Source organism: Streptomyces sp. NPDC059003 (assembly GCF_042740445.1).
Lineage (GTDB): Bacteria > Actinomycetota > Actinomycetes > Streptomycetales > Streptomycetaceae > Streptomyces.
The window spans coordinates 127,345-152,176 of record NZ_JBHYJH010000004.1; the positions used below are offsets into that span (position 1 = coordinate 127,345).

At 72.0% G+C, this 24,832-nt stretch carries 27 protein-coding genes; 7 read left to right on the forward strand and 20 right to left on the reverse strand.

Features of this window, described 5'->3' with window-relative positions:
* Positions 1 to 113: 113 nt before the first annotated feature.
* The 3 genes from helR to ACFWZ5_RS03845 all read right to left on the reverse strand — a co-directional run bounded on the left by helR (position 114) and on the right by ACFWZ5_RS03845 (position 4,569).
* The gene (helR, locus tag ACFWZ5_RS03835) at positions 114 to 2,285 is read right to left on the reverse strand and encodes an RNA polymerase recycling motor ATPase HelR (protein ID WP_384786525.1); all 2,172 of its coding nucleotides are present in this window, start codon (positions 2,283 to 2,285) and stop codon (positions 114 to 116) included.
* Positions 2,286 to 2,370: 85 nt separating this feature from the next.
* The gene (locus tag ACFWZ5_RS03840) at positions 2,371 to 3,585 is read right to left on the reverse strand and encodes a glycosyltransferase (RefSeq protein ID WP_384786681.1); all 1,215 of its coding nucleotides are present in this window, start codon (positions 3,583 to 3,585) and stop codon (positions 2,371 to 2,373) included.
* Positions 3,586 to 3,798: 213 nt separating this feature from the next.
* A complete protein-coding gene (locus ACFWZ5_RS03845; protein ID WP_384786528.1) occupies positions 3,799 to 4,569 on the reverse strand; it encodes an SDR family NAD(P)-dependent oxidoreductase in 771 nt (256 codons plus the stop codon).
* Between the two features lie 68 nt (positions 4,570 to 4,637).
* Between ACFWZ5_RS03845 and ACFWZ5_RS03850 the strand changes: the two genes are divergently transcribed.
* Positions 4,638 to 5,357 carry a helix-turn-helix domain-containing protein gene (locus tag ACFWZ5_RS03850; RefSeq protein ID WP_384786530.1) on the forward strand — a complete coding sequence of 240 codons (720 nt, stop codon included), beginning with the start codon at positions 4,638 to 4,640 and terminating at the stop codon, positions 5,355 to 5,357.
* 101 nt (positions 5,358 to 5,458) lie between these two features.
* On the opposite strand, the gene ACFWZ5_RS03855 is transcribed toward ACFWZ5_RS03850, so the two are convergent.
* From ACFWZ5_RS03855 to ACFWZ5_RS03890, 8 genes are all read right to left on the reverse strand, one after another.
* On the reverse strand, positions 5,459 to 5,836 hold the full coding sequence (locus ACFWZ5_RS03855) for a hypothetical protein (RefSeq protein ID WP_384786533.1): 378 nt from the start codon (positions 5,834 to 5,836) through the stop codon (positions 5,459 to 5,461).
* Positions 5,837 to 5,987: 151 nt separating this feature from the next.
* Positions 5,988 to 6,221 carry a hypothetical protein gene (locus ACFWZ5_RS03860; RefSeq protein WP_384786536.1) on the reverse strand — a complete coding sequence of 78 codons (234 nt, stop codon included), beginning with the start codon at positions 6,219 to 6,221 and terminating at the stop codon, positions 5,988 to 5,990.
* 107 nt (positions 6,222 to 6,328) lie between these two features.
* The gene (locus ACFWZ5_RS03865) at positions 6,329 to 7,678 is read right to left on the reverse strand and encodes a TRAP transporter large permease subunit (protein ID WP_384786539.1); all 1,350 of its coding nucleotides are present in this window, start codon (positions 7,676 to 7,678) and stop codon (positions 6,329 to 6,331) included.
* Entirely contained in the window at positions 7,675 to 9,057 is a 1,383-nt protein-coding gene (locus ACFWZ5_RS03870; RefSeq protein WP_384786542.1) for a class II aldolase/adducin family protein, read from the reverse strand. Before ACFWZ5_RS03870 ends, ACFWZ5_RS03865 begins: the two co-directional genes overlap by 4 nt.
* Complete coding sequence (otnK, locus tag ACFWZ5_RS03875) at positions 9,054 to 10,436, reverse strand: 3-oxo-tetronate kinase (RefSeq protein WP_384786544.1); 1,383 nt, start codon at positions 10,434 to 10,436, stop codon at positions 9,054 to 9,056. The genes ACFWZ5_RS03870 and otnK overlap by 4 nt, the downstream gene beginning before the upstream one ends.
* Positions 10,424 to 11,074: a hypothetical protein gene (locus ACFWZ5_RS03880; protein WP_384786547.1), complete on the reverse strand. Its 651-nt coding sequence runs from the start codon at positions 11,072 to 11,074 to the stop codon at positions 10,424 to 10,426. The genes otnK and ACFWZ5_RS03880 overlap by 13 nt, the downstream gene beginning before the upstream one ends.
* Positions 11,071 to 11,925: a hydroxypyruvate isomerase family protein gene (locus ACFWZ5_RS03885; RefSeq protein ID WP_384786549.1), complete on the reverse strand. Its 855-nt coding sequence runs from the start codon at positions 11,923 to 11,925 to the stop codon at positions 11,071 to 11,073. Before ACFWZ5_RS03885 ends, ACFWZ5_RS03880 begins: the two co-directional genes overlap by 4 nt.
* The gene (locus ACFWZ5_RS03890; RefSeq protein WP_384786552.1) at positions 11,925 to 12,944 is read right to left on the reverse strand and encodes an NAD(P)-dependent oxidoreductase; all 1,020 of its coding nucleotides are present in this window, start codon (positions 12,942 to 12,944) and stop codon (positions 11,925 to 11,927) included. The genes ACFWZ5_RS03885 and ACFWZ5_RS03890 overlap by 1 nt, the downstream gene beginning before the upstream one ends.
* Positions 12,945 to 13,046: 102 nt before the next feature.
* Between ACFWZ5_RS03890 and ACFWZ5_RS03895 the strand changes: the two genes are divergently transcribed.
* Positions 13,047 to 13,730, forward strand: a complete 684-nt coding sequence (locus ACFWZ5_RS03895; RefSeq protein WP_384786555.1) for a GntR family transcriptional regulator — start codon at positions 13,047 to 13,049, stop codon at positions 13,728 to 13,730.
* 83 nt (positions 13,731 to 13,813) lie between these two features.
* On the opposite strand, the gene ACFWZ5_RS03900 is transcribed toward ACFWZ5_RS03895, so the two are convergent.
* Positions 13,814 to 14,494 carry a hypothetical protein gene (locus ACFWZ5_RS03900; RefSeq protein ID WP_384786558.1) on the reverse strand — a complete coding sequence of 227 codons (681 nt, stop codon included), beginning with the start codon at positions 14,492 to 14,494 and terminating at the stop codon, positions 13,814 to 13,816.
* A 224-nt stretch (positions 14,495 to 14,718) separates the two neighbouring features.
* Here ACFWZ5_RS03900 and ACFWZ5_RS03905 point away from each other — a divergent pair, with 224 nt between their 5' ends.
* Positions 14,719 to 14,916 carry a DUF6479 family protein gene (locus tag ACFWZ5_RS03905; RefSeq protein WP_384786561.1) on the forward strand — a complete coding sequence of 66 codons (198 nt, stop codon included), beginning with the start codon at positions 14,719 to 14,721 and terminating at the stop codon, positions 14,914 to 14,916.
* A gap of 15 nt (positions 14,917 to 14,931) precedes the next feature.
* Here ACFWZ5_RS03905 and ACFWZ5_RS03910 read toward each other — a convergent pair whose 3' ends face one another.
* The 3 genes from ACFWZ5_RS03910 to ACFWZ5_RS03920 all read right to left on the reverse strand — a co-directional run bounded on the left by ACFWZ5_RS03910 (position 14,932) and on the right by ACFWZ5_RS03920 (position 17,338).
* A complete protein-coding gene (locus tag ACFWZ5_RS03910) occupies positions 14,932 to 15,864 on the reverse strand; it encodes an NAD(P)-dependent oxidoreductase (RefSeq protein ID WP_384786564.1) in 933 nt (310 codons plus the stop codon).
* Between the two features lie 126 nt (positions 15,865 to 15,990).
* The gene (locus ACFWZ5_RS03915) at positions 15,991 to 16,593 is read right to left on the reverse strand and encodes a nitroreductase family protein (RefSeq protein ID WP_384786567.1); all 603 of its coding nucleotides are present in this window, start codon (positions 16,591 to 16,593) and stop codon (positions 15,991 to 15,993) included.
* 241 nt (positions 16,594 to 16,834) lie between these two features.
* Complete coding sequence (locus ACFWZ5_RS03920) at positions 16,835 to 17,338, reverse strand: RICIN domain-containing protein (RefSeq protein WP_384786570.1); 504 nt, start codon at positions 17,336 to 17,338, stop codon at positions 16,835 to 16,837.
* A gap of 470 nt (positions 17,339 to 17,808) precedes the next feature.
* Between ACFWZ5_RS03920 and ACFWZ5_RS03925 the strand changes: the two genes are divergently transcribed.
* A complete protein-coding gene (locus tag ACFWZ5_RS03925; protein ID WP_384786574.1) occupies positions 17,809 to 18,402 on the forward strand; it encodes a YbhB/YbcL family Raf kinase inhibitor-like protein in 594 nt (197 codons plus the stop codon).
* Between the two features lie 52 nt (positions 18,403 to 18,454).
* Here ACFWZ5_RS03925 and ACFWZ5_RS03930 read toward each other — a convergent pair whose 3' ends face one another.
* Entirely contained in the window at positions 18,455 to 19,357 is a 903-nt protein-coding gene (locus ACFWZ5_RS03930; protein ID WP_384786576.1) for a LysR family transcriptional regulator, read from the reverse strand.
* Between the two features lie 188 nt (positions 19,358 to 19,545).
* Between ACFWZ5_RS03930 and ACFWZ5_RS03935 the strand changes: the two genes are divergently transcribed.
* Positions 19,546 to 19,851, forward strand: coding sequence for a DUF1330 domain-containing protein (locus tag ACFWZ5_RS03935; RefSeq protein WP_384786579.1), 306 nt, complete (start codon positions 19,546 to 19,548; stop codon positions 19,849 to 19,851).
* Here the strand turns inward: ACFWZ5_RS03935 and ACFWZ5_RS03940 are convergent.
* Positions 19,832 to 20,227, reverse strand: a complete 396-nt coding sequence (locus ACFWZ5_RS03940; RefSeq protein WP_384786582.1) for a transposase — start codon at positions 20,225 to 20,227, stop codon at positions 19,832 to 19,834. The two genes, ACFWZ5_RS03935 and ACFWZ5_RS03940, sit on opposite strands and share 20 nt — an antisense overlap.
* Here ACFWZ5_RS03940 and ACFWZ5_RS03945 point away from each other — a divergent pair.
* The gene (locus tag ACFWZ5_RS03945; protein WP_384786585.1) at positions 20,172 to 20,531 is read left to right on the forward strand and encodes a hypothetical protein; all 360 of its coding nucleotides are present in this window, start codon (positions 20,172 to 20,174) and stop codon (positions 20,529 to 20,531) included. The genes ACFWZ5_RS03940 and ACFWZ5_RS03945 overlap by 56 nt on opposite strands.
* 578 nt (positions 20,532 to 21,109) lie before the next feature.
* On the opposite strand, the gene ACFWZ5_RS03950 is transcribed toward ACFWZ5_RS03945, so the two are convergent.
* A complete protein-coding gene (locus ACFWZ5_RS03950; protein ID WP_384786588.1) occupies positions 21,110 to 22,174 on the reverse strand; it encodes a helix-turn-helix transcriptional regulator in 1,065 nt (354 codons plus the stop codon).
* Between the two features lie 87 nt (positions 22,175 to 22,261).
* Positions 22,262 to 23,140, reverse strand: coding sequence for a universal stress protein (locus ACFWZ5_RS03955; protein WP_384786591.1), 879 nt, complete (start codon positions 23,138 to 23,140; stop codon positions 22,262 to 22,264).
* A gap of 240 nt (positions 23,141 to 23,380) precedes the next feature.
* Between ACFWZ5_RS03955 and ACFWZ5_RS03960 the strand changes: the two genes are divergently transcribed.
* Positions 23,381 to 23,995, forward strand: coding sequence for a DUF1707 domain-containing protein (locus tag ACFWZ5_RS03960; RefSeq protein ID WP_384786593.1), 615 nt, complete (start codon positions 23,381 to 23,383; stop codon positions 23,993 to 23,995).
* Here ACFWZ5_RS03960 and ACFWZ5_RS03965 read toward each other — a convergent pair.
* Positions 23,992 to 24,765 carry a hypothetical protein gene (locus tag ACFWZ5_RS03965; protein ID WP_384786596.1) on the reverse strand — a complete coding sequence of 258 codons (774 nt, stop codon included), beginning with the start codon at positions 24,763 to 24,765 and terminating at the stop codon, positions 23,992 to 23,994. The two genes, ACFWZ5_RS03960 and ACFWZ5_RS03965, sit on opposite strands and share 4 nt — an antisense overlap.
* Positions 24,766 to 24,832: the final 67 nt, after the last annotated feature.

Below are 24,832 nucleotides of genomic sequence, written 5' to 3' on the forward strand. Positions count from 1 at the left end.
CTCACTCCTCCTCATGCCGAGCACACCGCCCGGCCCCACCGATGCTGGGCGTTTCCCCAAGGTGAAGGTCAACCACCGGCCCGGCGGGGAGCGGACGCGGCGTCCCGCCGCCGTCAGGAACTCGTGAGGATGACGAGTTGCTGCGTCGCCCGGGTCATCGCGACATAGCGGTCGACCGCCCCTTCGACGCCGTCGCCGAAGCCGTCCGGGTCGACGAGGACGACCAGGTCGAATTCGAGGCCCTTCGACAGCTCGGGGGTCAGGGAGCGGACGCGGGGCGTCGTACGGAACGTGGGGTCGCCGATGACGCAGGCGATCCCGTCGGCGTGGGCGGCGAGCCAGGCGTCGAGGACCGAGTCCAGGTCGGAGGCGGATCCGTGGGTGACAGGGACGCCGTTGCTGCGGATGGACGTCGGGACGTTGGCGTCCGGGAGCGCGGCCCGGATGACCGGCTCCGCCTCCGCCATGACCTCTTCCGGCGTGCGGTAGTTGACGCTCAGGGACGCCAGCTCGACCCGGTCGAGACCGATCCGTTCGAGCCGCTCCTGCCACGACTCCGTGAACCCGTGCCTGGCCTGGGCGCGGTCCCCGACGATGGTGAAGCTCCGGGACGGGCAGCGGAGCAGCAGCATCTGCCACTCCGCGTCGGTCAGTTCCTGCGCCTCGTCCACGACGATGTGCGCGAACGGACCGGCGAGCAGGTCCGGGTCCGCGGTGACCAGTTCGGACTCGTCGACCAGGCTGACCTGGGCGTCCGCGCCGCGCAACATCGTCACCAGACCTTCGCCGTCGTCACCGTCGGCGCCGGAGGTGGACGCGGCCTCGATGAGGTTGTCGACGACCTGCGCCATGCGTTCGCGCTGGGCGGCGAGCGTGGCCTCCTGCCTGCGCTTGCGCCGGGCCGCCTCCGGGTCGCCGAGCCGCTGCCGCGCCGCGTCCAGGAGCGGCAGGTCGGACACCGTCCACGCCTGGGCCTGCGCGCGCTGGAGCCTGCGCACCTCGTCGGGGCCGAGCCAGGGAGCGCACATCCGCAGGTAGGCGGGCACCGACCACAGGTCTCCCACGAGGTCGGCCGCTTCGAGCAGGGGCCACGCGCGGTTGAAGGCCGTGAGCAGCTCCCTGTCCTGCCGCAGCGACTTGCGGAGCAGGTCGGGTGCGACGTCGTCGCCGTCGTGCTTGTCCACCAGGATCGAGAGCAGTTCCTCCCAGACCTGGTCGCGCGCCTCGTTGTGCGGCGTGCCCGGCTCCGCCGCTGAGAACGCCACGGCCCAGTCGCCGGCGCTCAGCCGGATGTCGGACCACGGGGTCGTGACCGTCATCCCCTTGCCGGGCGGCTCCTCGTAGAACGCGACGGCTTTCTCGATCGCCTGCACCAGACCCGCGGACGACTTCAGGCGGGCCACCTCCGGGTCGGCCTCGACCGCTGCCGCGGCTCCCTCGGCGACGAGGTCCCGCAAGGTGCAGGTCTGCACCCCCTCCTCTCCGAGGCTGGGCAGGACGTCGGCGACGTAGGCCAGGTAGGGCCGGTGCGGACCGACGAACAGCACGCCGCCGCGACGGTGACCGAGACGCGGGTCGGAGTAGAGCAGGTACGCGGAGCGGTGCAGGGCGACGACGGTCTTGCCCGTGCCGGGGCCGCCGTCGACGACGAGGGCGCCGCGGGATCCCGCGCGGATGATGGCGTCCTGGTCGGCCTGGATGGTGCCGAGCACATCGCGCATCCGCGGCGACCTGTTGCTGCCCAGGCTGGCGATGAACGCGGACTGGTCGTCGAGCGCGGCGTGCCCGTCGAACCCGTCCGCGGTGAACACCTCGTCCCAGTAGTCGCTGATCCGGCCGTCGGTCCAGCGGTACCTGCGGCGGCTCGCGAGCCCCATCGGGTTGGCGTGGGTGGCGCCGAAGAACGGCTCGGCCGCGGGGGAGCGCCAGTCGACGAGCAGCCGTCGGCCCGTGCTGTCCGTCAGGCCGAGCCGCCCGACGTACACCGGCTCGGCGCTGTCCGCGCTGACCATGTGCCCGAGGCACAGATCAAGACCGAAGCGGCGCAGTGCGCGCAGGCGCGCGGTCAGGCGGTGGACCTCCGCGTCCCGGTCCATCGCCGCCCGGCCCGTGCCGCCGGGCGCCCTGCGCTCGGCGTCGAGGCGGTCGGACACTTCGGAGATCGCCTGCTCAAGGCTCTCCGCTATGGCGGCGAAGTGCTGCTCGTCGTCGGCGATCAGCTTCGGCTCGGCCTTGGCGGCGAGACGGTCGGGGAGGTCGAACGCGCTGGTGGTGAGGGGGTTCATGGCATCAGTTCCGATCTGAGGTCGCGGGCGACCGTGGTGCGGCAAGGCATGCGTGGTTACGTGGTTACGTGGTGGTGGGCCGCTGTCAGCGGGGGGCCGTGTCGAGCAGCAGCCGTGCGGCCACCGACGCCCCGTCGGTGCGGACCGTGTCGGCCACGGCGATGGCCCGTGCACGGGTCTCGGGGGTCAGGGCCGTCCTGAGCGCGGCCGACAGGGAAGCGAAGGTCGGGGTCGGGCCGTCGTGTGCCGCGCCGATGCCCAGGTCGGACACGCGGCCGGCCCAGTACGGCTGGTCCGTGGCCTGGGGCACCACCACCTGGGGCGCACCGGCCCCGGCGGCCGTGGTCGTGGTGCCCGCGCCGCCGTGATGCACCACGGCGGCCACCCGGCCGAACAGGGCCTGCTGGTTGACCTCGCCGACGACGAAGCAGTCGTCCCGGTCGTCGATCAGGGCCAGGTCGGCCCAGCCGCGCCTGAGGACGACGCGGCGGCCCTGCGCCCGCACCGACTCGATGGCCACCTGGGCGGCGTCCTTCGACGCGTGCAGGGGCATGCTGCCGAAGCCCACGTACACCGGCGGCGCACCGGCCTCGAGGAACGCCTCCAGGTCGGCCGGGAGCGGGCGCTCGTCGGGCAGCGTCCACGCGCCGGTCTGTACGACGTCGAAGTCCGGGGTCTCCAGCCACGGGTCCAGGACCGGGTCCGTCGCCAGCCACGGCCGGTCGCCGATGACGTAGTCGCGGACGTCGTCCACCGGCGGCAGGCCGTGCGCCACCCGGTTGGTGTTGAGCGCCGCACCGAACAGCGCGTTGATGCTCTGGGCGTCCAGCTTCCACAGCGTCCCGTTGTCGGTCACCCCCGGCGGGAACGGCCGGCCCGGATACGCCAGCGGCGGGTGGTGCGGCGACGGCAGCGTGAGCTGCTGGAAGGTCACGGACACGGAGGGGATGCCCAGCTTCTCGGCCACCGACCGCGCCCCGGCCACGGCGGGCATCATGCCGGTCGCCACCAGCACGTCGCAGCCCTCGGCTGCCGCCGTCACCGCGTCGAACTGGCCGGCGATCAACTCGGCCGCGCGCTCGGACAGGTTCGCCGCCGTCGGCCGCGGCGCACCCGTCGTCAGCGCACGCGCCGACCGGCCGACCGGCACCAGCGGCACATCGACACCGGCCAGGCGGTGCGCGAACTCCTCGTCCGGCGGCGCGCACATCCGCACCTCCGCGCCGAGCTCCCGCAGCCGCACCGCGAGCCCCACCATGGGTTCGACGTCCCCGCGCGATCCGTACGTCGACAACAGCACTCGCACCTAGTGACTCCCATTTCCGCAGGTAGTGGCCTCGGTGGGAGATTGTGCGGGACGACGGGGGCCTTGCCGCAAGCCCCCCGGTGCGCTATAAGTTGAGAGTGGCAAGGAGAGCGTGACCTCCTTGCCTTTGCTATGTGTGGGCCCCTGGGGTCATATGTGGGCCCCTGGGATGTGTGAGCCTCCGTCCTGTGTCAGGCGCGCGGCCCGTCATGCGCGCGGCCCGAGGAACAACCCTCCGCTCGCGTCGATGACCTGACCGGTGATCCAGCGCGCCGCGTCGGACGCGAGGAACGCGACGACGTCGGCGACGTCGTCGGGCCCGCCGAGGCGGCCGAGCGCCGTCGTCGACGCGATGAGCTCGGCGAGCCCCGGCGCTTCGAAGGCCGAGCCGTTGGTCGCCGTCCGCGTGGCGCCGGGGGCGACCGCGTTCACCGTGATGCCCCGGCCCCCGAGTTCGAGTTCGTTGGCCAAGGTCCTGCTCATCGTCTCGATCGCGCCCTTCGTCATGGCGAAGGACGTCTGGCCGGGGTTGGCCATCCGGGTCGCCACGGACGAGATCGTGACGATGCGGCCGCCTTCGCGCAGCAGGGGCAGGGCCCGCTGGATGATGAAGTACGGCGCTCGTACATTCACCGCGAAGAGGTGGTCGAACTCCGCCCGTGTCGTGGCACCGAGCGGCCCGGCGGGCGGGGCCGCCGCGTTGTTGACGAGGATGTCGAGCGGCCGCCCGGCCAGGCAGGCCTCGACTCCGGCGAACAGCGTCTCGACGTCGCCCTCCACGCCCAGCTCCGCGCCGACGGCGTACGCGCTGCCACCGGCACGCTCGATCGCGTCGACCGTGGCCGTCGCGCCGTCCTTGTCCGTACCGAAGTGCGCGATGACCATGGCCCCTCGGGCCGCGAGCCGGGTCGCGACCGCCTGCCCGATACCGCGCGACGCCCCGGTCACAAGAGCTGTCCTGCCGGTCAGATCACTCATGTCCACCACCCCTGGATGCGAGTGACTATCAATCTGGTAGTCACTATCACTACGGTAGGGTCTACCACATGCCCGACCAGCACTCAACCGACCAGCACGCGACTGATCAGCACTCGACCGGCCAGCGCTCGACCGGCAGGCCCGCAACGCTGCGAGCACAGCGGCGAGCCGAGACCCAGCGCACGATCCAGGCGCACGCCGTACGGCTGTTCAGCGAGCGCGGCTACGACGCCACGACCGTGACCGACGTCGCCGAAGCGGCGGGCGTGTCGCCGATGACCGTGTACCGGCACTTCCCCACCAAGGAAGATCTGGTCCTCGCCGACCAGAACGGTCGGCTCGTCGCCGAGCGGATCGTCGCGTCGTCCGCCGCGCAGCCCCTGGTCCGCCGCATCGGCGGCGCACTCGTCGACTCGGCCGCGGCGCTGACCGGCGGCGGCCACGGAGACGGCCCTGGAGACGGCCCCGGAGACGGCACGGAGGCGGGCAAGCAGTTCCTGCTCGCCCGCCTCCGGCTGATGATCTCGACACCCGCGCTGCGGGCCAAGCACCTGGACAACCAGTACGTCCTCCAGCAGGCGATCGTCGACGCCCTCGGGGCCGACGCCGCCGATCCCGACGCGGCGTTCCGCGTCCGGGCGGCGGCCAGCGCCTGTCTGGCCGCCCTGCACACGGCCCTGGTGCGCTGGGCCGAGGACGACGGGCGGACCGACCTGCCCGACCTGATCGCGCGGGCGCTCGCCGCCGCGTTCGGCGATGACGCCGTCGGTAGGGCCCCCAACGCGTGAGACCCCGGGGCGGGGAGGGGAGTTCGGCCCTGCTCCCCCTCGCGCCCCGGGGCCGGTCTGTCCTGCGAGTCCTGCGGGGGCGTGGTTCCCCCGCTTCGCGGCTACTGGCAGACCGCGAAGGCCGTCAGGTTCTGTTCCGTGCTACCGGTGTTCGTCCCGCGGATGACCCAGTCCGAGCCGGAGGCGAACGAGTCGGTGAAGAAGATGTCGTAGCCGCTGGTCGAACCGCCGCCGCCCGTCGGGGCCGTGCCCCCGGGGCAGGTCACCGTCGCGTACCCGTGCCCGCCGTTGGGAGCCACCGGCACCGCCGTGCCGAACACCGGAGTCCCGGCCTGCGCCACCGGCGCCTTGATCGCCCGCGGCCTGGGCTTGGGAGCGTCGGAGCTGTCCGAACCCGACGACGCCGAAGCCGCCGTGGCGATCCCGATGGCCGCGATGACGGCGGTGGCGACACTGGCTGCTCGAAAGCGAGTGTTCATGCGTGCACACCCTTCTGTAACGGTGAGGAGCACCGGGCCCGATCGACCCGGCATGGCCCTCACCGTGCACGCCCTTTGCGCCGGTATGCCACCGTAGTTCCGCTCAGTGGAAACCGTTCCGCTCAGCGGACCGGAAGCTTTTCACCCGCGCTCAGGAGGGGGCATCCTCCCGCACGTACAACTGCAGGAACGAGCAGATCCCCGCGGCCCCCGCGATGACGCACACCGCCTCGGTGACGTCGGTGCCGAAGAGTTCCATCAGGTGCCGGTCGCCCGCCGCGAGGGCGAAGGTCTGGCCCGCCACCACGACCAGGCCGCCGAGGAGGAAGGCGATGAGGAGGACACGGGTCGCGTCCCTGAGGAATCGGTGGGCCACTGTGCGCATGGGGCTCTCCATCTCTTCGTAGGTCAACTCGCGTAGGTCAACTCGTGTCGGCCAACTCGTCGTCGGCCAACTCGTCGTCGGTCGACTCGACGGCGCGGCCGGGCCGTTCAGCCCGGAATCCACAGGGCGCCCACCGCTATCAGGACGCCGAACAGATAGGACGGCACCAGGTAGTAGAGGGCCACGGGCAGGAAGATGCGGGCCGGGTTGATGTCGGCGATGCCCGCGGCCACGTACAGCGGTGCCGCGCCCGGCGGTGAGCAGCCCTCCGACGAGGCCCACACGATGACCGCCGCGAAGGCCACGTGCGCGGGGATGCCGGCGGCCGTGAGCGCGGCGAAGGCGACCGGGCCGACCGCCGCGAGCGTGGAGGTCGTGTTGAGCGGGCCCGCGACGACCACGATGACCAGGCCCACCACGAGCGCCGCCACCACCGGCGGCACGTCCCGCAAATCCTCGAGATAGGGCGTGAGTTGATCGCCGAGGCCGAGGTGTTCCAGGACCTCCGAGGCGGCGAACGCCGAGACCATCGTCACGCCCACCAGGCCGAGCTGCGGGCCGATCTCAGCAAGGAGCCGCCACCACGCGGAGCCGCCGCGCGGCAGGGCCCGGCGCTCCACGAGCAGCCCGGCGACCAGCATCACGATCGGCAGCCACACCAGGAGCGGCACCGCGTCGGCGGCGTCGAGCCCGCCGAGCCGGTCCGTCGCCCAGTCGTCGCCCGGCGACGTGGTCAGCAGCACAGGTACGGCGACGGCGGCCAGGACCAGGAGCGAGGTCCAGCCCGCGCCGAACGACTCGCGCAGCGGCCGGATGTCCTCCGGTGCCATGGTGCCCACGCCCCGCCACCGCACGATCGCGTACGCGATGACCAGGCGCATCGCGACCATCCACGCGCCGGTGACGAACAGCGTGGCGACGACGTCCGACGAGGAGAGCACGGGCACCACGGTCGGCGCGGCGAGCAGCACGAAGAACGCGCCGCTGAAGGGGAAGGTCGCGCCGACCCCGGCGTTGCCGGACAGGACGAGCGCGGCCGTCTCCCCGCTGGCCCGCGACCGCTTCATCCACGGAATGGCCAGCGAGCCCACGGTGGCGACGATCGCCGCGCCGTTGTGCGCCACGGCCCCGAACAGGCCGGAGGCGACGGTCGCCGCGTACGCGGACCCGCCCTTGCGGCGGCCGAGCAGCGAGCTCAGGATGTCGATCATCCGGTGCACCAGGCCCGTACGAGTGAGGAGTTCGCTGACGAAGACGAACGCGAGCGCCGCGAACGTGATCTCCGACTTCAGGCCCTCGACCAGGCTCTCCCAGGCCACACGAGGCGCGTCGGCGCCGCCGAACGCGGCGCTCGCGAGGAACCCGAGGCCCATGGCCTCACCGATGTTCCGCTTGAACGTCACGTTCCACACGATGATGACCCCGATGAACGCCACCAGGGCGAGGATCGCGTTCATGACCGTGGCTCCTCGAGCCCGGCCGCGCGGTACGCCGCCCGCGCGGGACCGTCCGTGAGGTGCCGCAGCAGCGCGGCGGCCTCGGCGCTGCCCTGGGCGTGCGCGCCCAGGGCCACCGACAGATCCGTGTAGTGCTGGAGCTCCTCGGGCAGGGGGCCGACGACCTGGACGCCCGGGACGAAGCGCAGCTCGCTCAGCTGCTGCACCGCCAGATCGGCGCGCCCGTCGGTCACCGCGAGCGCCGTGAAGCCCTTCTCGACCACGGTGGCACGGGAGTTGACCTCGTCCGCGATGCCAAGGCGTTCCAACAGGGCCGCGAACGCGACGCCGCTCGCGCCGGTACGGGAGTACGCCACCGACCGCGCCGACGTCAGCGCCCGCACGAGCGCGTCGGTGCCGTCGATGTCCGGAAGGGCCGCGCCCGGCGGTACGGCCACGCCGATCCCCACCCGGGCGAGCGGCCGCAGCGACGACGGGCTGAGCACCCCGGAAGCGGCCAGCTTCTCCAACGCGCCCGTCACGCCGACCATGACGTCCGGGCGCGCGCCGTCCTCGACCAACCCCAGCAGGACGTTCGTGGGCTCGTAGGCGCCGTCGACACTGATTCCGGAGGTGCTCGTGAAGGCCTCCAGGACGACGTCGTCCAGTGCCTTCTTGATGGCCAGAGCGCTGAACAGGGCCACCGGGCGCGGCGGCCGGGGGGAGAGGGCGGCGCGCTGCTCGGCAGACAGGCAGGCGTGATCGGTGCCCGTGCCGCCGCGCAGCAGCAGAAAGATCCGCGCTGTCTCTTCGAGCTCCGCCACGGCATCGAGCGCCGCGTCGAGCCCGGCGGCCGCCACGACGGGCCCGTGGTGGCGAAGCAGCAGCGCCGCATGCGTACGGGCCCGCTCCTCGGCGGCGGCCGCGAGCCGCGCGTCGCCGGGGGCGAAGTACGGAAGCAGCGGGAGCCGTCCGACGCGCATCGCGTAGTAGGCGGTGAGCGGCGGCAGCGCGTCGTCGGTGTCGAGGCCGTTGAGGCAGGACACGGCGGCGGCGTGCGTCGAGTGCGTGTGCACGACGGCGCGCGCGTCGGGCCGGGCGCGCAGCACGGCCGCGTGCAGGAACGCCTCCTTCGACGGCGGCGGCCCTTCGAGGTGGCGCCCGTCGGCGTCGACGAGCGAGAGGTCCTGCGGGCGGAGGTCCGCGAGGTCGGCGCCGGTCGGGGTGACGAGGATCAGGCCGTCGCGGGTGCGCAGCGACACGTTGCCGGTGCGGCCGTGGACGAGGGATCGGGCGGCGAGCGCGTGGGCGGTGGCGACGACGGCGGCGCGCCCGGCCGGGTGGGACAGGGCCGGGTGGGACAGGGACGGGTCGGCGGCGGCCATGGGCGAGACGGTCATGGGCGGGCTCCTGGGCGTCGGCTGTGCGGGTGCGGGTGCGGGTGCGGGGAGTCGGAGCGGTCCGGGCGTGGCGGGGACGTGGCGGAGGCGGTGGCGAGGAAGTCGGGGGCGCCGAAGTTGCCGGACTTGAGCAGCAGCGCGATCCGTGGCCCCGTGATCGGATGGATCCAGGGCACGCCCGGGGCCGCGGCGCGTCCGATGCGGCCGCCGGTCACGCCGAGCGCGGCCACCACGGCGCCCGATGTCTCGCCGCCCGCCGCGATGACACGCCGCACTCCGCGCGCCACGAGCCCGGCGGCGACGCGCCCGACGGCCTCCTCCAGCACGGCCGCCGCCCGCTCGACGCCCAAGGCCTCCTGGATGGCGCGCAGGTGGTCGGACGGTACGGAGGAGTGCAGGACGGGCGCGCCCCGGGCCCCGTCGCGCGGCAGTGCGTCGTACCAGCGCAGCGCCCGCTCGGCGAGGGCCCCGGGATCCGGCTCGGCGACCGGATCGAGCCGGTGCACCGGCCTGTTCATGGCGCGCAGGACGTCGAGTTGCTCAAGCGTGCGGGCCGAGCAGCTCCCGCAGAGCACGGCCGCGGGCCCGGCCGCCAGGGGATCCTCCTCTTCGTCCGCGTCCGCGTCGCCGCCCGGGACGGCCTGGGCGAGCCCCGCGGCGAGCCCGGCGGCACCGGCGGTCAGCGGGGCGTCGGCGGCGACCCGGCCCAGCGCGCGCAGGTCGTCCTCGTCGAGCGCGTCCGCCAGCAGATAGCGGATGCCCTGCGCCGCCGCGTCGGCGACGGCCGCGCGGACGGCTCCCGTGCCCGCGCGCACGGTGTCCCGGCGGACGAGCCCGACCGGCCGGTCCGTCTGCGCCCGCAGCAGCCGGGGCAGCGACGAGTCCGTCATCGGCGTCAGGGGGTGGTGCCGCATGGGCGACTCGGCCAACGGCACGCCGTGCACGAAGAGCTGGCCCTCGTACTGGGTCCGGCCGTGCTGCGGCGAGCTCGGCGTCAGGAGGACGACCGGCGCGTCCAGGGCGTCGGCGAGCGCGTCGAGGACCGGGCCGATGTTCCCGTCGGCGGTGGAGTCGAAGGTCGAACAGAACTTGAAGTACACCTGCCGCACCCCGTGCCCGCGCAGGACGCGCAGCGCGTCGAGCGACGCGGCGACGGCCTGCCCGGGTGCCGCCGTGCGGCTCTTGAGCGCGACGACCACGGCTTCATACGGCGGTGCTTCATACGGCGGTGCTTCATACGGAGCTGCTTCATGCGGTGCGATGGGCGCCGCTCCGAGGCCCGGCACCCCGAAGTACAGGACGGTACGCAGACCGCTCTCATGCAGGGCGAGGGCCACATCGGTCGCCCCGGTCACGTCGTCGGCGATCACTCCGAGCACGGCGCACCCCCTCCGTGGACGGCGCCACGCAGAACGCGGGCCGCCGCGTACGGGCCCGCGTACACGGGCAGCCCGAGGTCCGCCGACCAGGCATCGGCGTACGGCGCAAGGGAGTACTGGGCGGGCAGAACGGCGTCGGCGTCGCCGGGCTCCGGCCGGTCGCCCGGGGCGATGACCTGGCCGACGGCCTCGGTGGGGGAGTGGGCGGCGCGTGCGGCGGCGCGGAAGCGGGCCAGGGAGTCGTCGAGCGCCGCGGTGAACGCGGCCACGACCAGGACACGGCGGTGACCGCCCGCCAGTGCCGCGGCGAAGGCGGCGGCATCCGGCGCCAGGACCGGAACCCCCGCCTCGAATCCCTCCGCGACCGGCCCGTACAGGGAGCACGTGAGGAGCACCCCCTCCGCGCCGCCCTCGACGGCGTACGCGATAAGGCGCCGCATGCGGTCGGCGAGCTCAGGGGTGAGCCCGCCCCGCGCGTCGGCGTCGGTGAGCAGGGCGTCGTCGAGCAGGTTCCACGGCTCGGCCTCGGGGAAGGCGGCGGTGAGCCCGGCGACGGCGGGGCCGATGGCCGCCGGTGTGGCACTGATCAGCGCGATGCGGTGCATGCGGCGGACGCGGCGTCGGGCGGGCGCGGTCATGCCGTCACCTCCGTGACCCAGCCGAGCCCCGGCACCGTGCCGCGCGCAGGCCCGTACTCGCAGCCGACCCAGCCCTCGTACCCGGCCTCGCCCAGCGCCGCGAAGACGCGCGGCCAGGGGATCTCGCCGGTGCCCGGCTCGGTGCGGTCGGGCGGGTCGGCGATCTGGACGTGCAGCGCGTACGGCAGCTGCGCCCGGAGCGTCCGGACGAGGTCGGCCTCGGTGACCTGCGCGTGGTAGACGTCCAGCAGCAGGCCGAGCCGGTCGTGCCCGACGGCCTCCGCGACGGCGGCGGCGCGGGCCTGGGTGCGCAGGAAGTAGCCGGGTGCGTCACGCTCGTTCTGCGCCTCCACCACGAGCCGTACGCCGGTCCCGTGCGCGCGGTCGGCGGCCCAGGCCAGGTTGGTGACGTACGTGGCGAAGGCGCGGTCGGCGCCCACGTCCGGCGGTACGACTCCGGCCAGGACATGGAGGAGTCCGGCGCCGAGCTCGGTCGCGTACTCCAGACCGCGGTCGATCCCGGCACGGAAGTCCGCGGCGCGCCCCGGGTGGCAGGCGAGCCCCGCACGCTCCGCCGAACCGGCCTCCCCGGCGGGCGAGTTGATGAGGACCTGGCACAGCCCCGCGTCGCGCAGCAGCGTCCGAAGGCGCGCCGCCGGGTACGGGTAGGGCGCGGCGTACTCGACCCCGGCGAAGCCCGCGTCCGCCGCCGCGTCGAAGCGCCGCTCGAAGGGCAGCTCGGTGAAGAGCCACTTGAGGTTCGCCGCCAGGCGATGCCCGGTCGGCAGGCACAGCGGCCGCGCCTGCGGCCTGCCCCGGTCCCGCATCGCCGGTATGCCGGAGCCCCGCATCACCGCACCTCCGCCCGCGCCGCCGCCCCGTCGGGGTTGACCAGGTGCGCGGGCGGCTGGCCCGACAACACGTCGACCACCTGCTGCGCGGCCAGGAGGCCCGAGCGCGACCTGGCCTCCGCCGTCGCACCCGCGATGTGCCCGGTGACCAGCACGTTGTCGAACGCGCGCAGCCTGGAGTCCGGCGGCAGCGGCTCATGCTCCGTCACATCCAGGGCCGCGCCCGCCAGATGGCCCGCGGCGAGGGCGTCGGCGAGTGCCTCCTCGTCGACGACGCCGCCGCGCGCGGTGTTGATCAGATATGCGCCGGGCCGCATCCGGCGCAGCGCGGCCCCGTCGATCAGATGCCGGGTCGACGCGTCGAGACCGAGGTGCAGCGTCACGAAGTCCGCCTCGCGCAGCACGCCCTCCAGCGAAAGGGCGGCCACGCCCGTCTCCTCGAGGAACGCCGGGTCCGGGAGCGGATCGTGCCCCACGACCCGCATGCCGAGCGCCAGGCCCAGGCGCGCGACGGTCCGCCCGATCGCGCCGAGCCCGACGACGCCGAGCGTCGCCCCTGCCAACTCCCGCCCGCTGGGCTGCGACCAGCCCCCTTCCCGTACGTCGGTGACGCTCCGCGGGATCCCGCGCGCGCAGCTCACCAGGAGGCCGAGCACGTACTCGGCCACCGACTGCCGGTTGACGCCGGGCGTGTGGGTGACCGCGACGCCGTGCCCGGTGGCGGCGGCCACGTCCACGTTGTCGTAGCCGGCCCCGCAGCGGCCGATGACCCGCAGGCCGGGGGAGGCCCCGATCACCTCGGCCGTGAACGGATCGGTCCCCGCGACGATGCCGGCGGCCTCCGCGTCGGCCACGGCCGCCCGCAGCGAACGGCCCGCCGCGCGCCGGTCCGCGGCCCGCGCGAAGACGGTACGCAGCCCGGCGGCGCGCAGCAGCTGGTCGACCTCGTCGCCGGGTTCGAGATACGCCGTGGTCACGAGCACGCACAACGTCTTGTCGTCGCCCATCAGATCCTCCACGATCTCTCGCTATACTATAGCGATGAGCAAAATAGTATAGGATTGGACGGTGATCAAGAGGGTGAGGAGCTGCGCTAGGGTCGGGCACCGAAGGAGGCATTGATGGCTACGACTCGCCCGTCCGGGCGCCAACCCCTGGCCGACAAGATGTACGAGGTGCTCCTCGGCCAGTTCATGGACGGTCTGTGGTCCCCGGGCCAGTCCCTCAACATCGGCGCGCTCTCCCGCGAGCTCGACGTCAGCCAGACGCCGCTGCGCGAGGCCCTCGCCCGCCTCGAACACACGGGCCTGGTACGCCGCGAGGCCCTCAAGGGCTACCGCGTCGCCCCGCTCTTCACCGAGCGCGAGCTGATCAAGCTGATGGACGCCCGCCTCGTCCTGGAACCGGCGATGGTCCACGAGGCGGCCCGCCGCACCACGCCGGAGTTCCTGGACGAGCTCAAGGAGAGCATCGAGGAGCTGAAGCGCTGCGCGGCCGCGCCCCGTTCGACCTCCGTACGTGCCTACTGGGCCGCCGACGAACGCTTCCACCTGCGCATCGCCGCCCAGTGCGACAACCCGTTCCTGGAGACCGCGTACCGCTCTCTCGGCGGCCACGTCCAGCGCTTCCGCCTCTTCACTGAGCTGGGTTCCTCGGAGGCCGAATCCCCGGCGCGGGAGCACGCCGCCGTCCACGAGGCCATGGCGTCGGGCGACGCGGAGGGCGCGGCGAAGAAGATGCGGCAGCACATCGAGAACGCCAAGGCGCGGGCCTTGAGCGACCGGCAGGCGGTGGCGGAGGGCTGAGCGGCGGGCCTGCCTGGGCCCGCCGGGGCCGACTTGGGCCCGCCGCTCGCCGTGGCCGGTCAGCCCTGCGGCGGCTCGACGGCTCAGCCCTGCGGCAGCTCGACGACCTGGTCCCCGTCGGGGACGTCCGTCACCGTCACGGCGCCCTCCGGCACCCCGAGCCCCTGCGCCACGGCCTTCGTGAGCCCGGCGAAGTCCTGCCCCTCGGGCACGGGCACCTGCTCGCCCTCGCCATAGCTCTCGATGGCCTTGATGAAGTAGCTGGGGTGCCAGGCGCCGACCGCGCCCTTGACCTCCACCGAGGCCGCCGCATGGTTGCCGAGCACGCTCTTGACCCGGCCCAGGATCTGGTCCGAACGCAGCTCGCCCGGCACCTGGAAGAGGCTCGCATGCGCGGCCACCGCGCCGCCCGAGCGCAGGTGGACGGTGATGGTCAGACAGCTGGTGACACTGGGATACCGGATGACGCCACCGGCGGGCGCCTCCTTGACCTGGCCCTCCGTCACCACGGTGTCGGCGGAGGCGGTTGTCTTGGACACCCCGTGCACCCCGTGCACCCCGTGCACCCCGTGCACTCCGGGCACCTCGGATGCCGAGGACACCGCGGCCGTGACCGGACGACCGCCGACCGAGGTCCCGGTGGCCGCGTGGGCGGTGGCGGAGCCCGCGAGGCAGACCACGGCCGCGAGGCCGGCCACCGCGGCCGAGGGGACGAGCCGCCGGGCCCGGCGGGGTACGCGTACGGACAACTCACGTATGGACAAGAACGGCTCCTGGCTGAGAGACCTGCAGGGATCACCCGCGGCGGACTCAGCCGGGGGCGACCGGCCACTCTATGCTCCGGAGCGCGGTCGGCGGATCTTGGCGCCGTACGCGTGGCTGACGGCCATCGTCATGAGCACCCTGCGGTCGGAGGGTGGCCGCCGGGCTTGTGGGCCGATCGGGCGAGATGGCGTGCGGGCCGGCGCGGAGGAGGTACAGGCAGTACGTGACCCAACACTTCATCCTCGCGGCGGGCGCCGGCACATCCGTGCTGCTCGTCATCATCGGGCTCGTGATCGTGGCGTTGCTGCTCCTTCTCCTCCGGAACGGCAAGCGGCGCGTGCAGCAGCGCCCCAACCCCCCACAGACACCGCAGCCGCGTGCCGACTCGTGGGACACGCCGGACTCGGAGGACAAGGACTGAGCGGGCGCCGGGCCCTCACGCCGGTGAGCCGACGCGCTGCTCCGCCTTCTCCGCCTTCTCGGCCTTCTCTGAGCGGAGCTGGCGGATGGACAGCGGCGAGGTCCACACCTCGTGGCCGTCGGCGGTCAGCTCCTTGAGCTTCTTCAGGTGGTGCTCAAGGACGGACGCGTCCGCCCCGGCGTCCCGGGACGCGTCCACCATGTTGGTGACGCCCGCGATCTGGACGTCGAGACCCTGGGAGATCCGGGCCGGAGTGCCGTCCGCGCGCTCGGCGTCGATGTCGGCGGCCAGGGCGGGGAAAATCTTGATCATGTTGGTGAACCAGGGCACCACATGCTCGGTGACGCCCACCGCGCTGCCGCCCGTACGCGAGACGGCCATCGCGACGGCTTGGTGGAAGCCGCTGAACAGCGCCTCCATGCCGCTGAGCAGGGCGAGGTCGTAGAGCGACGCGAGACCGACGTCGGTGCCGAGGTACGTGGCGGCACCCATCACCTCAAGGTCCCCTTGGTGCGCGTCGAACACCCGCCGCTCACCGCTGTAGAAGACGAACGCCTCCGGGGAGGCCACCGTCGACGGAATGGCCATGATCCCGCCGTCGAGATAGTCGGCGCCGAGCCCCGTGACCCACACGGCGGTCTCGGCGGCCTGGGCGGGCGTTCCGTTGGTGAGGTTGACCAGGGTCCGCCCCCGCAGTTCCCCGGCGACGGGCCTGAGGGACTGCCGTACGACGTCGTAGTCAAGGAGGCAGACGATCAGCAGCGAACTGCCGCGCACCGCCTCGCCGATGGACCCGGCCCGCACGGCCCCGCGCTCGACGAGGTCGTCGGCCTTGGCGGCCGTGCGGTTCCAGACGACGACCTCCCGTCCCGAGTCGAGCAGGGCGGATGCGAGCGCATGCCCCATGTCCCCGAGCCCGATCACACTCACACGTGCCGTGCCGCTCATGGCGTACTCCTGTCCTCATGGCAGTGAACGTCGGTGCGTTCCACCCTTGTTGGCCGCATGCCGGAGGACAAGTACGCACTAAAAAGTCAGGTACGCACTGATCGGTATGTGTCCGGAGCGCCGGGCTCAGGTGTGTCGGCCCCAGTGTCCGCGGTGGACGACCTCATCCGCGCCGCGGCGGCGCGCGTCGATACGAGGGCTCTGCGGGGGTGCGTCGTCGGCGCGGTAGCCGACCGTGATCCCGCCGATGGGGGCGTACGCGTCGGGGATCCCGAACTCGGTACGGAACGGCCCGAGATGCTCGGGCGCGATGCCGAAGAAGCACGCGCCCAGACCCTCGTCGACGGCGGTCAGGAGCATGAGCAGGGCGGCCATCCCCGTGTCGATGTGCCAGTACGGCGCGGGCCAGCGGGCCTCGGAGCGGTCCTCCCACCCCTTGTCCGGCTCGGCGTAGCGCTCGAGGTAGGCCGCCTTGTGGGCCAGCGGCACCACGACCAGCGGGGCGTCCTGCATGGTCGGCGTCTGCTCGACCCGGGTGGGCACGAACGGCCAGAAGCGGGCGCGGTCTGCTGGGGCGGTCAGGGCGAGGAACGCCCAGCCCTGGGAGAAACCGGCCGACGGGGCACGCAGGGCGGAGGCGAGCACGCGCTCGACCACGTCAGGGGCGAGCGGCTTGTCGGAGTAGTGCCGAACCATGCGCCGCCGACGGACCACTTCGGAGAACTCCATGGCCAGGCATCCTGCCACGGGTGCCTGGCGGGGCCCAGACAGGTGACCGGGTTCACCGTACGAGGGCAACCTCAGACGACGCGGATGCACGCGGGTGGGATGTCGATGCTGGTGCCGATATGCCCGAGGGCTTTGGTGGCCGCCCCCGGGCATCCTCCAACTCGGCTGCCTTCAGCGGGATGATCCTTGGCGAAACGCCCACCCCGATGGGGTCACCGACCGGAACCCGGGAAGTCGTTGGTCAGGTGGCGTGCCACTGCTGATGGCTTGCACCCGAGCAGTCCTTGAGTATGACCGAGGCTCCCTGCCACCAGTTCGCTTCAGCGATGGTCAGACACCGATGGTTGAGGTCGCTGTGGAGCTCGGTGCCGTTCCAGTGCCAGCCCTGCCGGGGCAGCCCGGCGCAGCCGAACACCTGGATCGCCGCCCCGTTGTCACCGTTGTCGATGGCTGGCTCAAGGCATTTGTTGCTCAGGTCGCTGCGGTACCCGGTGCCGTTTCGCGTCCAGAGCCGGCTGGGAGAACCGTCGCAGTCGTACATCTGCACGGAGGCGCCGTCGCCGGTGTTCAGATGGGCGACGTTGAGGCATCTGTTGTTGTAGTTGGAGACGATCTGCGAACCGGCCGCCGCCTTGTGTCTCTCCTTGCGGGCTGTGTCCGCGGACGCCGACGACGAGACGGAGGCGAAGGTGATCGCCAGCCCAACCGCCGCCAGCAATCCCACTGACTGATACGTCTTGCGCATGTTCTCCCCCTCAGGGACATGTGCACGGAAACACCTCGCCCGACGATGCTCCCGGCGGCGCGGCTCTACAAGGCGTGTTCCACTCAGCAGACCAGCGCCCGGCGAATGTCCGACTATCACCGGGCCTCGGCTGGAAACGCCCAGCGGTGCCGCCCTCGGCAACCTCCGCGAAGCCGTCGAGAGCATCGCCGAGGCGTATGCCCGTGGGTCGCCGGGCCAGCCAGTTCGATCCGTCGGTATGCGGCACCTACGCCCAGCCCTTGCACTTTGCGTCACCACCGAATGTGCTCCAGGGCCGTCACATTGACCGTCCCGTCCGGGACGACACGGCTGAAAGTGAAAAGTACCTCGATCACATCGATAAGTGACATGACTTCAGAATCCAGGATTCATACGCTGGTTGCGTCGCTCGTATATCAGTCTCGCGCCACGGAAACCCAAGCGGCCACGAGTATCCTCGGGAGCCTCCAGTGAGAAGTGCAAGGATTGCGCTGTGCGCTCTGCTCATCACCGGAGCCGTCGGCCTCTCGCCCACCACCGCATCGTCGACCTCGTCGGCGCCGTCGGCACCCCGGAGCGCGTTCGCCCTGTCCAGCACGGCTTTCGCCAACGGCGGCGTCATTCCCAAGGTCCACGAGTGCACCAGCGGCGGAGGCAGCGACCCCGCCAAGAGGAACGAATCCCCTCCCTTGACCTGGTCGGGTGCTCCGGCCGCCGCCAAGAGCTACGCCATCGTGATGCGCGATCTCGACAACTCCAACCTCATCCACTGGGTCATCTACGACATCCCGGCGAGCACCACCTCGCTCTCGCAGAACGTCGACCATGAATACCGGCCCTCGACCCCGGCAGGAGCCAGGCAGGTCTACTACCGCGGCAGCGCGAACCTCTACGGCTACCAAGGGCCGTGCTCGCCCTCGACGGTGAACACCTACGAGTTCGTCGTCCACGCGCTCAACCAGGCGTCGTTGACCAACCTGAACTCCAGCTCGTCGACCCGGACCGCCGCCAGGGCGATCGACGCGGCGACGATCGGCTCGGCCAGGATCACCGGCGAGTCATAGCGCTGCCGACCGCTCCCACCGCGGCCGTCCGTCTCGCGCGGCCTCTTGCGCGTCAGTCCGGCAGCCAGTGCAGCTCGTGCGCCAGGGTTTTGGCGACGGCACGGATGCGGTGGTGCAGCGGCGACTGCTCGTGTGGGAGGACCAGGTGGATCGTCAGGCTGGGCGCGCCCCGCAGCGGTCGCCAGGTGAGACCGTCCGGTTGTGCCGTGGCCGCGGCTTCTCCGGCCGGGGCGAGGGTGACCCCGTCGCGCAGGTCGCGCTGAGACATGTCGAAAGAGACCGCGGGCGTGTGGAACCGGGGGTGTGGTCGGGTGTCTCGGAACAGTGCGGACAGCTGATCGTGGATCACGGGGTTGGCCGCACGGTCCGGGAGGCGCAGCGGATACGCGGCCGCGTCGGCGATCTCGATCTCCGGGTGTTCGGCCAGCGGATGGTGCCGCGCCAGCTGGACCCCGATGCGCGCACGCCGCAGCAGGAACCGGCGCACGCCACGGCCCGGCTGTTCACCGCGGGTGATCCCGGCATCGATGCGGCCGTCGGCGACCGCGGGGGAGATCTCCGGTGTCGCCATCGGGACCGCGCCGACCTCGAGTCCGCTGTTGCCGCGAATCAGCCTGTCCACCAGGGCCGGTACCGTCTCGGCCCCCGTGCTGAGGCTGTATCCGATGCGCAGCGTGCCCAGTTCACCGGCCGCCGCGCTCCGGGCGGTGTCCCATGCCCGGTCCAGCGCCGCCAGGGCGGGCGGCGCGGACTCCGCCAAAGCCGTACCGGCCGTGGTCAATACGACGCTGCGCGTGTTGCGGACCAGCAGGGCCGTACCGAGTTCCGCCTCCAGTCGGCGCATCCGGGCGCTGAGTGCGGGCTGTGCGATACCGATCCGTGCGGCCGCGCGGGTGAAGTTCAACTCCTGTGCCAGCACCAGGAAGTACCGCAGGCTCACCGTATCCGGCGCCACGTGCCCTCCCCGCCGATTGATAACGATCCGTTCTGAGTCTATCCCGCACCGGTCTTTCCCTCGGCCGCACATCGAGCCCTAACCTGCGCATACGACGATCCAACTGGCCGCAGTACCCGTCGCCGGGATCGATCGATCCGAGTGTCAATTCGAAGTCGGACGTGTCCGGCCGAGCACAGGAGGTTTCCATGGCCAAGGGCTACTGGGTCAGTGTCTACCCCGCCATTTCCGACCCTGAGAGCCTGACTGCCTACGACAGGCTGGCCGGTCTGGCCGTCCAGGCCGGGGGCGGGCGCGTCCTGTCCCGGATCCCGTCCCGTGGCGGTCGAGTCGTCGCCTACGAGGCCGGAATCACACAACGCGTCGTTCTGATCGAGTTCGACAGCCTTGAACAGGCCGTCGCGGCATACGAGAGCGAGGCATACCAGAAGGCGCTGGTGGCTCTCCCCGACGGCGTCGAACGCGACTTCCGCATCATCGAAGGCATCGACTGACCGGCGGCCCAGCCATCGCTGAGCATCCGTAAGCCGGCCGCCTGGCCACACCACAGGCACCACTCTCACCCGAAAGCTCGGGCAGGGTGTCACACACTGCCCAGGCCACGCCCTTGCGCAGGACATACACGATCCCGGCCGGCGCAGCACGGTCGTCGACCGGCTTCCGTCCAGCAAACCGGTGCCGCCGCAGCGGCCGGGTCGGAATCAGCGGGGCTGTCCGCTCCCACAGGTCATCGGGCACAAGATCGCTGTTCACGCCGGAAGCGTGCCGGAACAAAGCGGTTGAGGGGGGCGAATCGGCCCGGCACACTCGCCCGATGAGCCACAGCACAACGCCGGGCGGCTGGGACGGACCCTGGTACCGCGTCCACACAGAGCAGTTCGAGGCCGCGTTTCTGCCGAATGCCGGCGAGGACTTGGAGTTGGTGGACAACGTCGACGTCTTCGTGGACCTCACGGACGGCTCCCGGTGGAGCGCGACGATCATCACCCTCGCCCAGGTCGAAGGCCTCATGAAGCGATGGGCCACCGACGGGGAAGCCCTCACGGGCCGCTACTTCTGGTGCCCGGACGGGGTCATCGTCCGCGATCCCGGCATCAGCAACATGGCCCAGGTCCTCACCGGTCTGATCGAGAACGGCGAGTTCACGCAGATCCTTCAACGCCTGGACGACTGATAGCCGCCCGGCCTGCACGTCTCATTCTGAAACGATGAGTAAGCCTTGCTCATGTGGGGTTGCATCCACATCTTCCGGAGGTGTCTCGCCAAGGCCCGCACCAGATCAGAACGGCAGCGGCTCGGCACTGAGTGATTCTCTGTAACCCAGAGACCAGTTCCCAGGGACGGTCTCGCAGATCGCATCCAGATCAGTGCGGGTCCGGCCCCGGACGTGCAGCCAGCTGTGGACGCCCGAGCCGTCTTGGCGTTGTACAGCCGTCCGTCACCGCCGGACAGCGTCTCGCTCAGCACAAGCTCGGCGCAGGCCAAGGACACCGCCGCAGTCGTCACGCACGCACACCTCGTACGGCGACAACAGCGGGTCCTGGTTGGCAACAAAGTCGGGCCGGGTGCCCACGAGCCCGTAGAACTCCCGCAGTGCAGTGGGGAGGGGGGCGGCCGAGCATCGCCTTCGCCTGCGCCAGTTCCACCGTGGACGTGCCGTCGTCCTCGGTCAATCGAGGACGACCCGCCATGGATCCGAGCGGGCCATGCCCCGACCACCAAGATCGTGTTTACGACCTCAAAGAATGGTGCTCAGGAGTTGAGCGTCGCCTGCAAGTCGTCCCGGCCGCATGTGCCCGTCTTGCGGAACATGGCCTTGAGGTGGGTGTTGACCGTGTGTACGGACACGTCAAGGATTCTGGCGATCTGTTTGGGTGCCGCGCCCGAGCACAGCCGCTCGACGACTTCGCGCTCGCGGGCCGTCAGGCGGTGCCACGCCGCGAACGTGGGCAGCAGCAGTGCTCCTGTCGCCTCTTGGATGACCACCGCGACCTCGCCCTTGCCCGCGTCGTCCAGGCACTGGGCGTGCACCGCGATGCGGCGGCCGAGGAACGCGGCGGGGCTGCAGGCCAGGGCGGGCGGGGCGGCCGGGTCGGCGGCGTGGCGGCGGGCTGCCAGCGAGATCTCGCGCATCGACGCGCTCGGCATCCACTCCGGTGCCAAGCCCCGCCCGGGGTGGATCTCGTCCAGCCACGCACGTGCTTGCGGACTTGCTGAGCGCACCTGGTCATCGGCGCCGACGAGGACCACCCCGGGCGGCAGATAGCGGCCGCCCGCGCGCGGGGCGCTCGCGGTGGCGTACCCGCGCAGCAGGGCGATCAGCGGGGCGGAGAGCTCGCCGACTCGCCGTGCGTCGTCCTGCTCGAAAGGGCTGCGGCCCGCCTCCCGCACGAGGGCGAGCAACCCCCACGGCAGCCGAGGGCCCTCGCGCAGCAGCAGCCGCAGTTCACTGCCCGCACCGTGCGCCGCGAGAGTGCGCGACGCCTGCCGGTGCCCTGGGGCGGCGCCGTGGTCCCTGGCGACGTCGCCGCCGAGCAGGCCCGTCGGCGTCGCAAGGCGAGCGATGTCCGCCGGGCTGAACGGATCGTCCCCGAGGTAGGAGTCCCGCAGCTGCGCGTGGAGCAGCGAGGGCGGAAACCCGTGCAGGAATCCGTACGAGACCGCCCCCGTGGCGGGGTTCATCCCGAACAGGCGTAACGCGTCGTGCGCGATCCAGGGTCTGAGCACCTGCGAGACGAGCTCGGCCAGCTCGTCCCGGACGAAGCGCTCCCCGGTCGCACCTTGCAGAGTACGAGCCAGTCGGCTCACGTCCCCCATGCGGTGCAGTATCCGCAGAATCCGCGCAGCCGGTGACCGGACGGACGCGAACGAGCCAGTGCGCGGGCGGACCGGCGCGGGGCCGGGTCAGGCGTGCGGGACCACCGCGACGGGGCAGGGAGCGTGGTGCAGGGCGGCATGCGCGACGGAGCCGATGCGCGTGCCGATGGGGGAGCGGTGTGCCCTGCGGCCGACGACGAGCAACTGTGCGTCGGCGGCGGCCGCCAGCAGGACCTGGCCCGCGCTGCCGATCTCCACATGTTCGGTCACCGGCACGTCGGGGAACCGCTCACGCCACGGGGCGAGGGCCTGGGACAGGGCCTTCTTCTCGTACGGCTCCAGACCGCCCGCCTCGTCCGCCAGGCGCATCGTGTCGGGCGTGTAGGCGTACAAGGGCGGCAGGTTCCACGCCCTGACCGCGCGCACGGCCGCACCCCGGACGGCCGCGGCTTCGAAGGCGAACCGCAGGATCGCCTCGCTGTCGGCCGCGTCCCCGTGCTGCCCCACGACCACGTCGCCCTCCGCCGAGCCGACCCCGGCCCGTACGGACACCACGGGGCACGCCGCCTCGGCGATCACCTGCTGGCCTACGGAGCCGAGCAGGAAGCCGACGAGAGCCCCGTGCCCCCGCGAGCCCAGGACCAGCATCTCGGCCCCCTCGGCGCCCTCCGCTCCCTCGGCCGCGCCGGACAGCGCGGCGACGGCCGTGTCGTGCACGAGCTCGGAGTCGACCGCGAGATCCGGGTGCCGTCCGGCCACCCGTGTGACGGCCTCGCGCAGGATGCCGTCGGCGGCCTTCGCCTGCTCGCCCTCGTCCTGGGTGACGGGCACGCCGAGGGTCTGCCAGAGCCAGGCGTGCACGATGCGCAACGACACGTCGCGAAGAGCGGCCTCGCGCGCCGCCCAGTCGGCCGCTGCCAGGCTCTCTGCGGATCCGTCCACTCCGACGGCGATGACGCGGGTCATGGAACCTCCGTACGCTCCGGGGACGGCCCTCCGGCCGGCCCTCCTGTTGCTGTCCTCTCTCTGTTCTCCTTCTCGTCTTGAGGATCGGCAACCGGGACCTTTGGCACGGATCGGTGTGCCTGTTCCACCGGGCGGGCGGACGAGCCGTGGGACGCGCGGGCCGCGGTGGGGCCAATTCCTCGGCCAGGGCGCGGAGTTGCCGACTCCGCCGCATCGGCGGCACGCCGCTAGAGTGAACCGATGACCTCCTCGCCGGACCATCCGCCGCGACTGATCAGCGAAGACGACCGCGACATGGCCGTGCGGCGCCTTCAGGAGGCGTACGCCGAAGGGCTCATCTCGCACGAGGAGATGGACGAACGCCTCCACCAGGCGCTCATCGCCAAGGTGCACACCGAGCTCGTCCCTGCGCTGGCCTCGCTCCCAGAGGTCCCAGAGGTCCCAGAGGTCCCAGAGGTCCCAGAGGTCCCAGAGGTCCCGGAGCCCCCGGAGACCCCGGAGGAGAAGGAGGGCGCCGCCTCGACGATCTCCGTCGCCAGCGGGCGGATCCTGCGCCGCGGCGCATGGCGGGTGCCGCGGTTCCTCAAGGTCGAGTCCTCGTTCGCCAGGGTCCACCTGGACCTCTCCCGCGCGGTCATCGAGCACGAGGTGGTCGACATCGAGCTGCAGCTCGGCTCCGGCAGGGCCAGGATCACGGTGCCCCGCGACGCGATCGTCGACATCGATGATCTGCGGACCACGTGGAAGGACGCGCGCTACGTACCCCGGCGGCCCGCGGGCCCCGGCGGGCCGAGGATCCGGATCTCCGGGACCATGGGGTTCGGACGGCTGAGGGTCCGCCACGCGCGACGCTAGGTGCTCAGGCCTCGCGTGAGCCGGGCGAGCTGCTTGTCGATCACCACGTCGAGCGGGAACCGGGGAGCGTGCTGAGCGCCCCGGTCGCTGATGTCCACGGTGAGGGCGCCCACGCGTACCAGGGTGTGGTGGTCGGTCAGGACGGTGCCGTTCGGGCCGGTCATGCTCAGGGCGAAGGCGACGGCCTCGTCACCGAGCGCGGGGGCCTTGGCCGGTGTGATACGGGAATTGAGCGTTCCCTCAGGGGTCTTCCCGCGCAACGTCCCGCAGGTCGTGAGGCCTTCCTTGAGCCGTTGGAACTGCTGCGGCGCGTCGGCGTCGGGGTACGAGGCCAGCCAGGTCCGGGCGGCCCAGCGGTTGTTCCGCCACCAGAAGTCCTGGATCACGGAGGTGGACGCGTGCTGCGCCACGAGCGTGTCGAACACCTTCTGGCAGTCCCGGCCCGTGACCCGAACCTCCGGGTCGTACCGGCGGACCGGGCCTTGCACGGGCGCGCTGTCAGCCTGCGGCACGTCCTGCTTGCGCAGCAGCAGGGACTTCAACTGCGCGGCCGTCAGCGGCCGAGACGCCGAGGGCGAGGGCGAGGACGCGGGCGTGGGCGACGCCGATGTCGACGCGGATGCCGACTCCGACTCCGACTCAGACACCGACGGGGCATCCGTCTGCTTCTTCTCCGGGTGCGCGGTCGAATCCTCCGCCGCGCACCCGGAGACGACGAACACCCCGGCCGCTATCGCCGTGCTCGCTGCTCTGCCATACCTCGTCCACACGGCCCTACCCCTTGATCTGTTTCGCTCGGGACGGGCAGACGTTACGGCCCGGCGGCACTGTTTGACC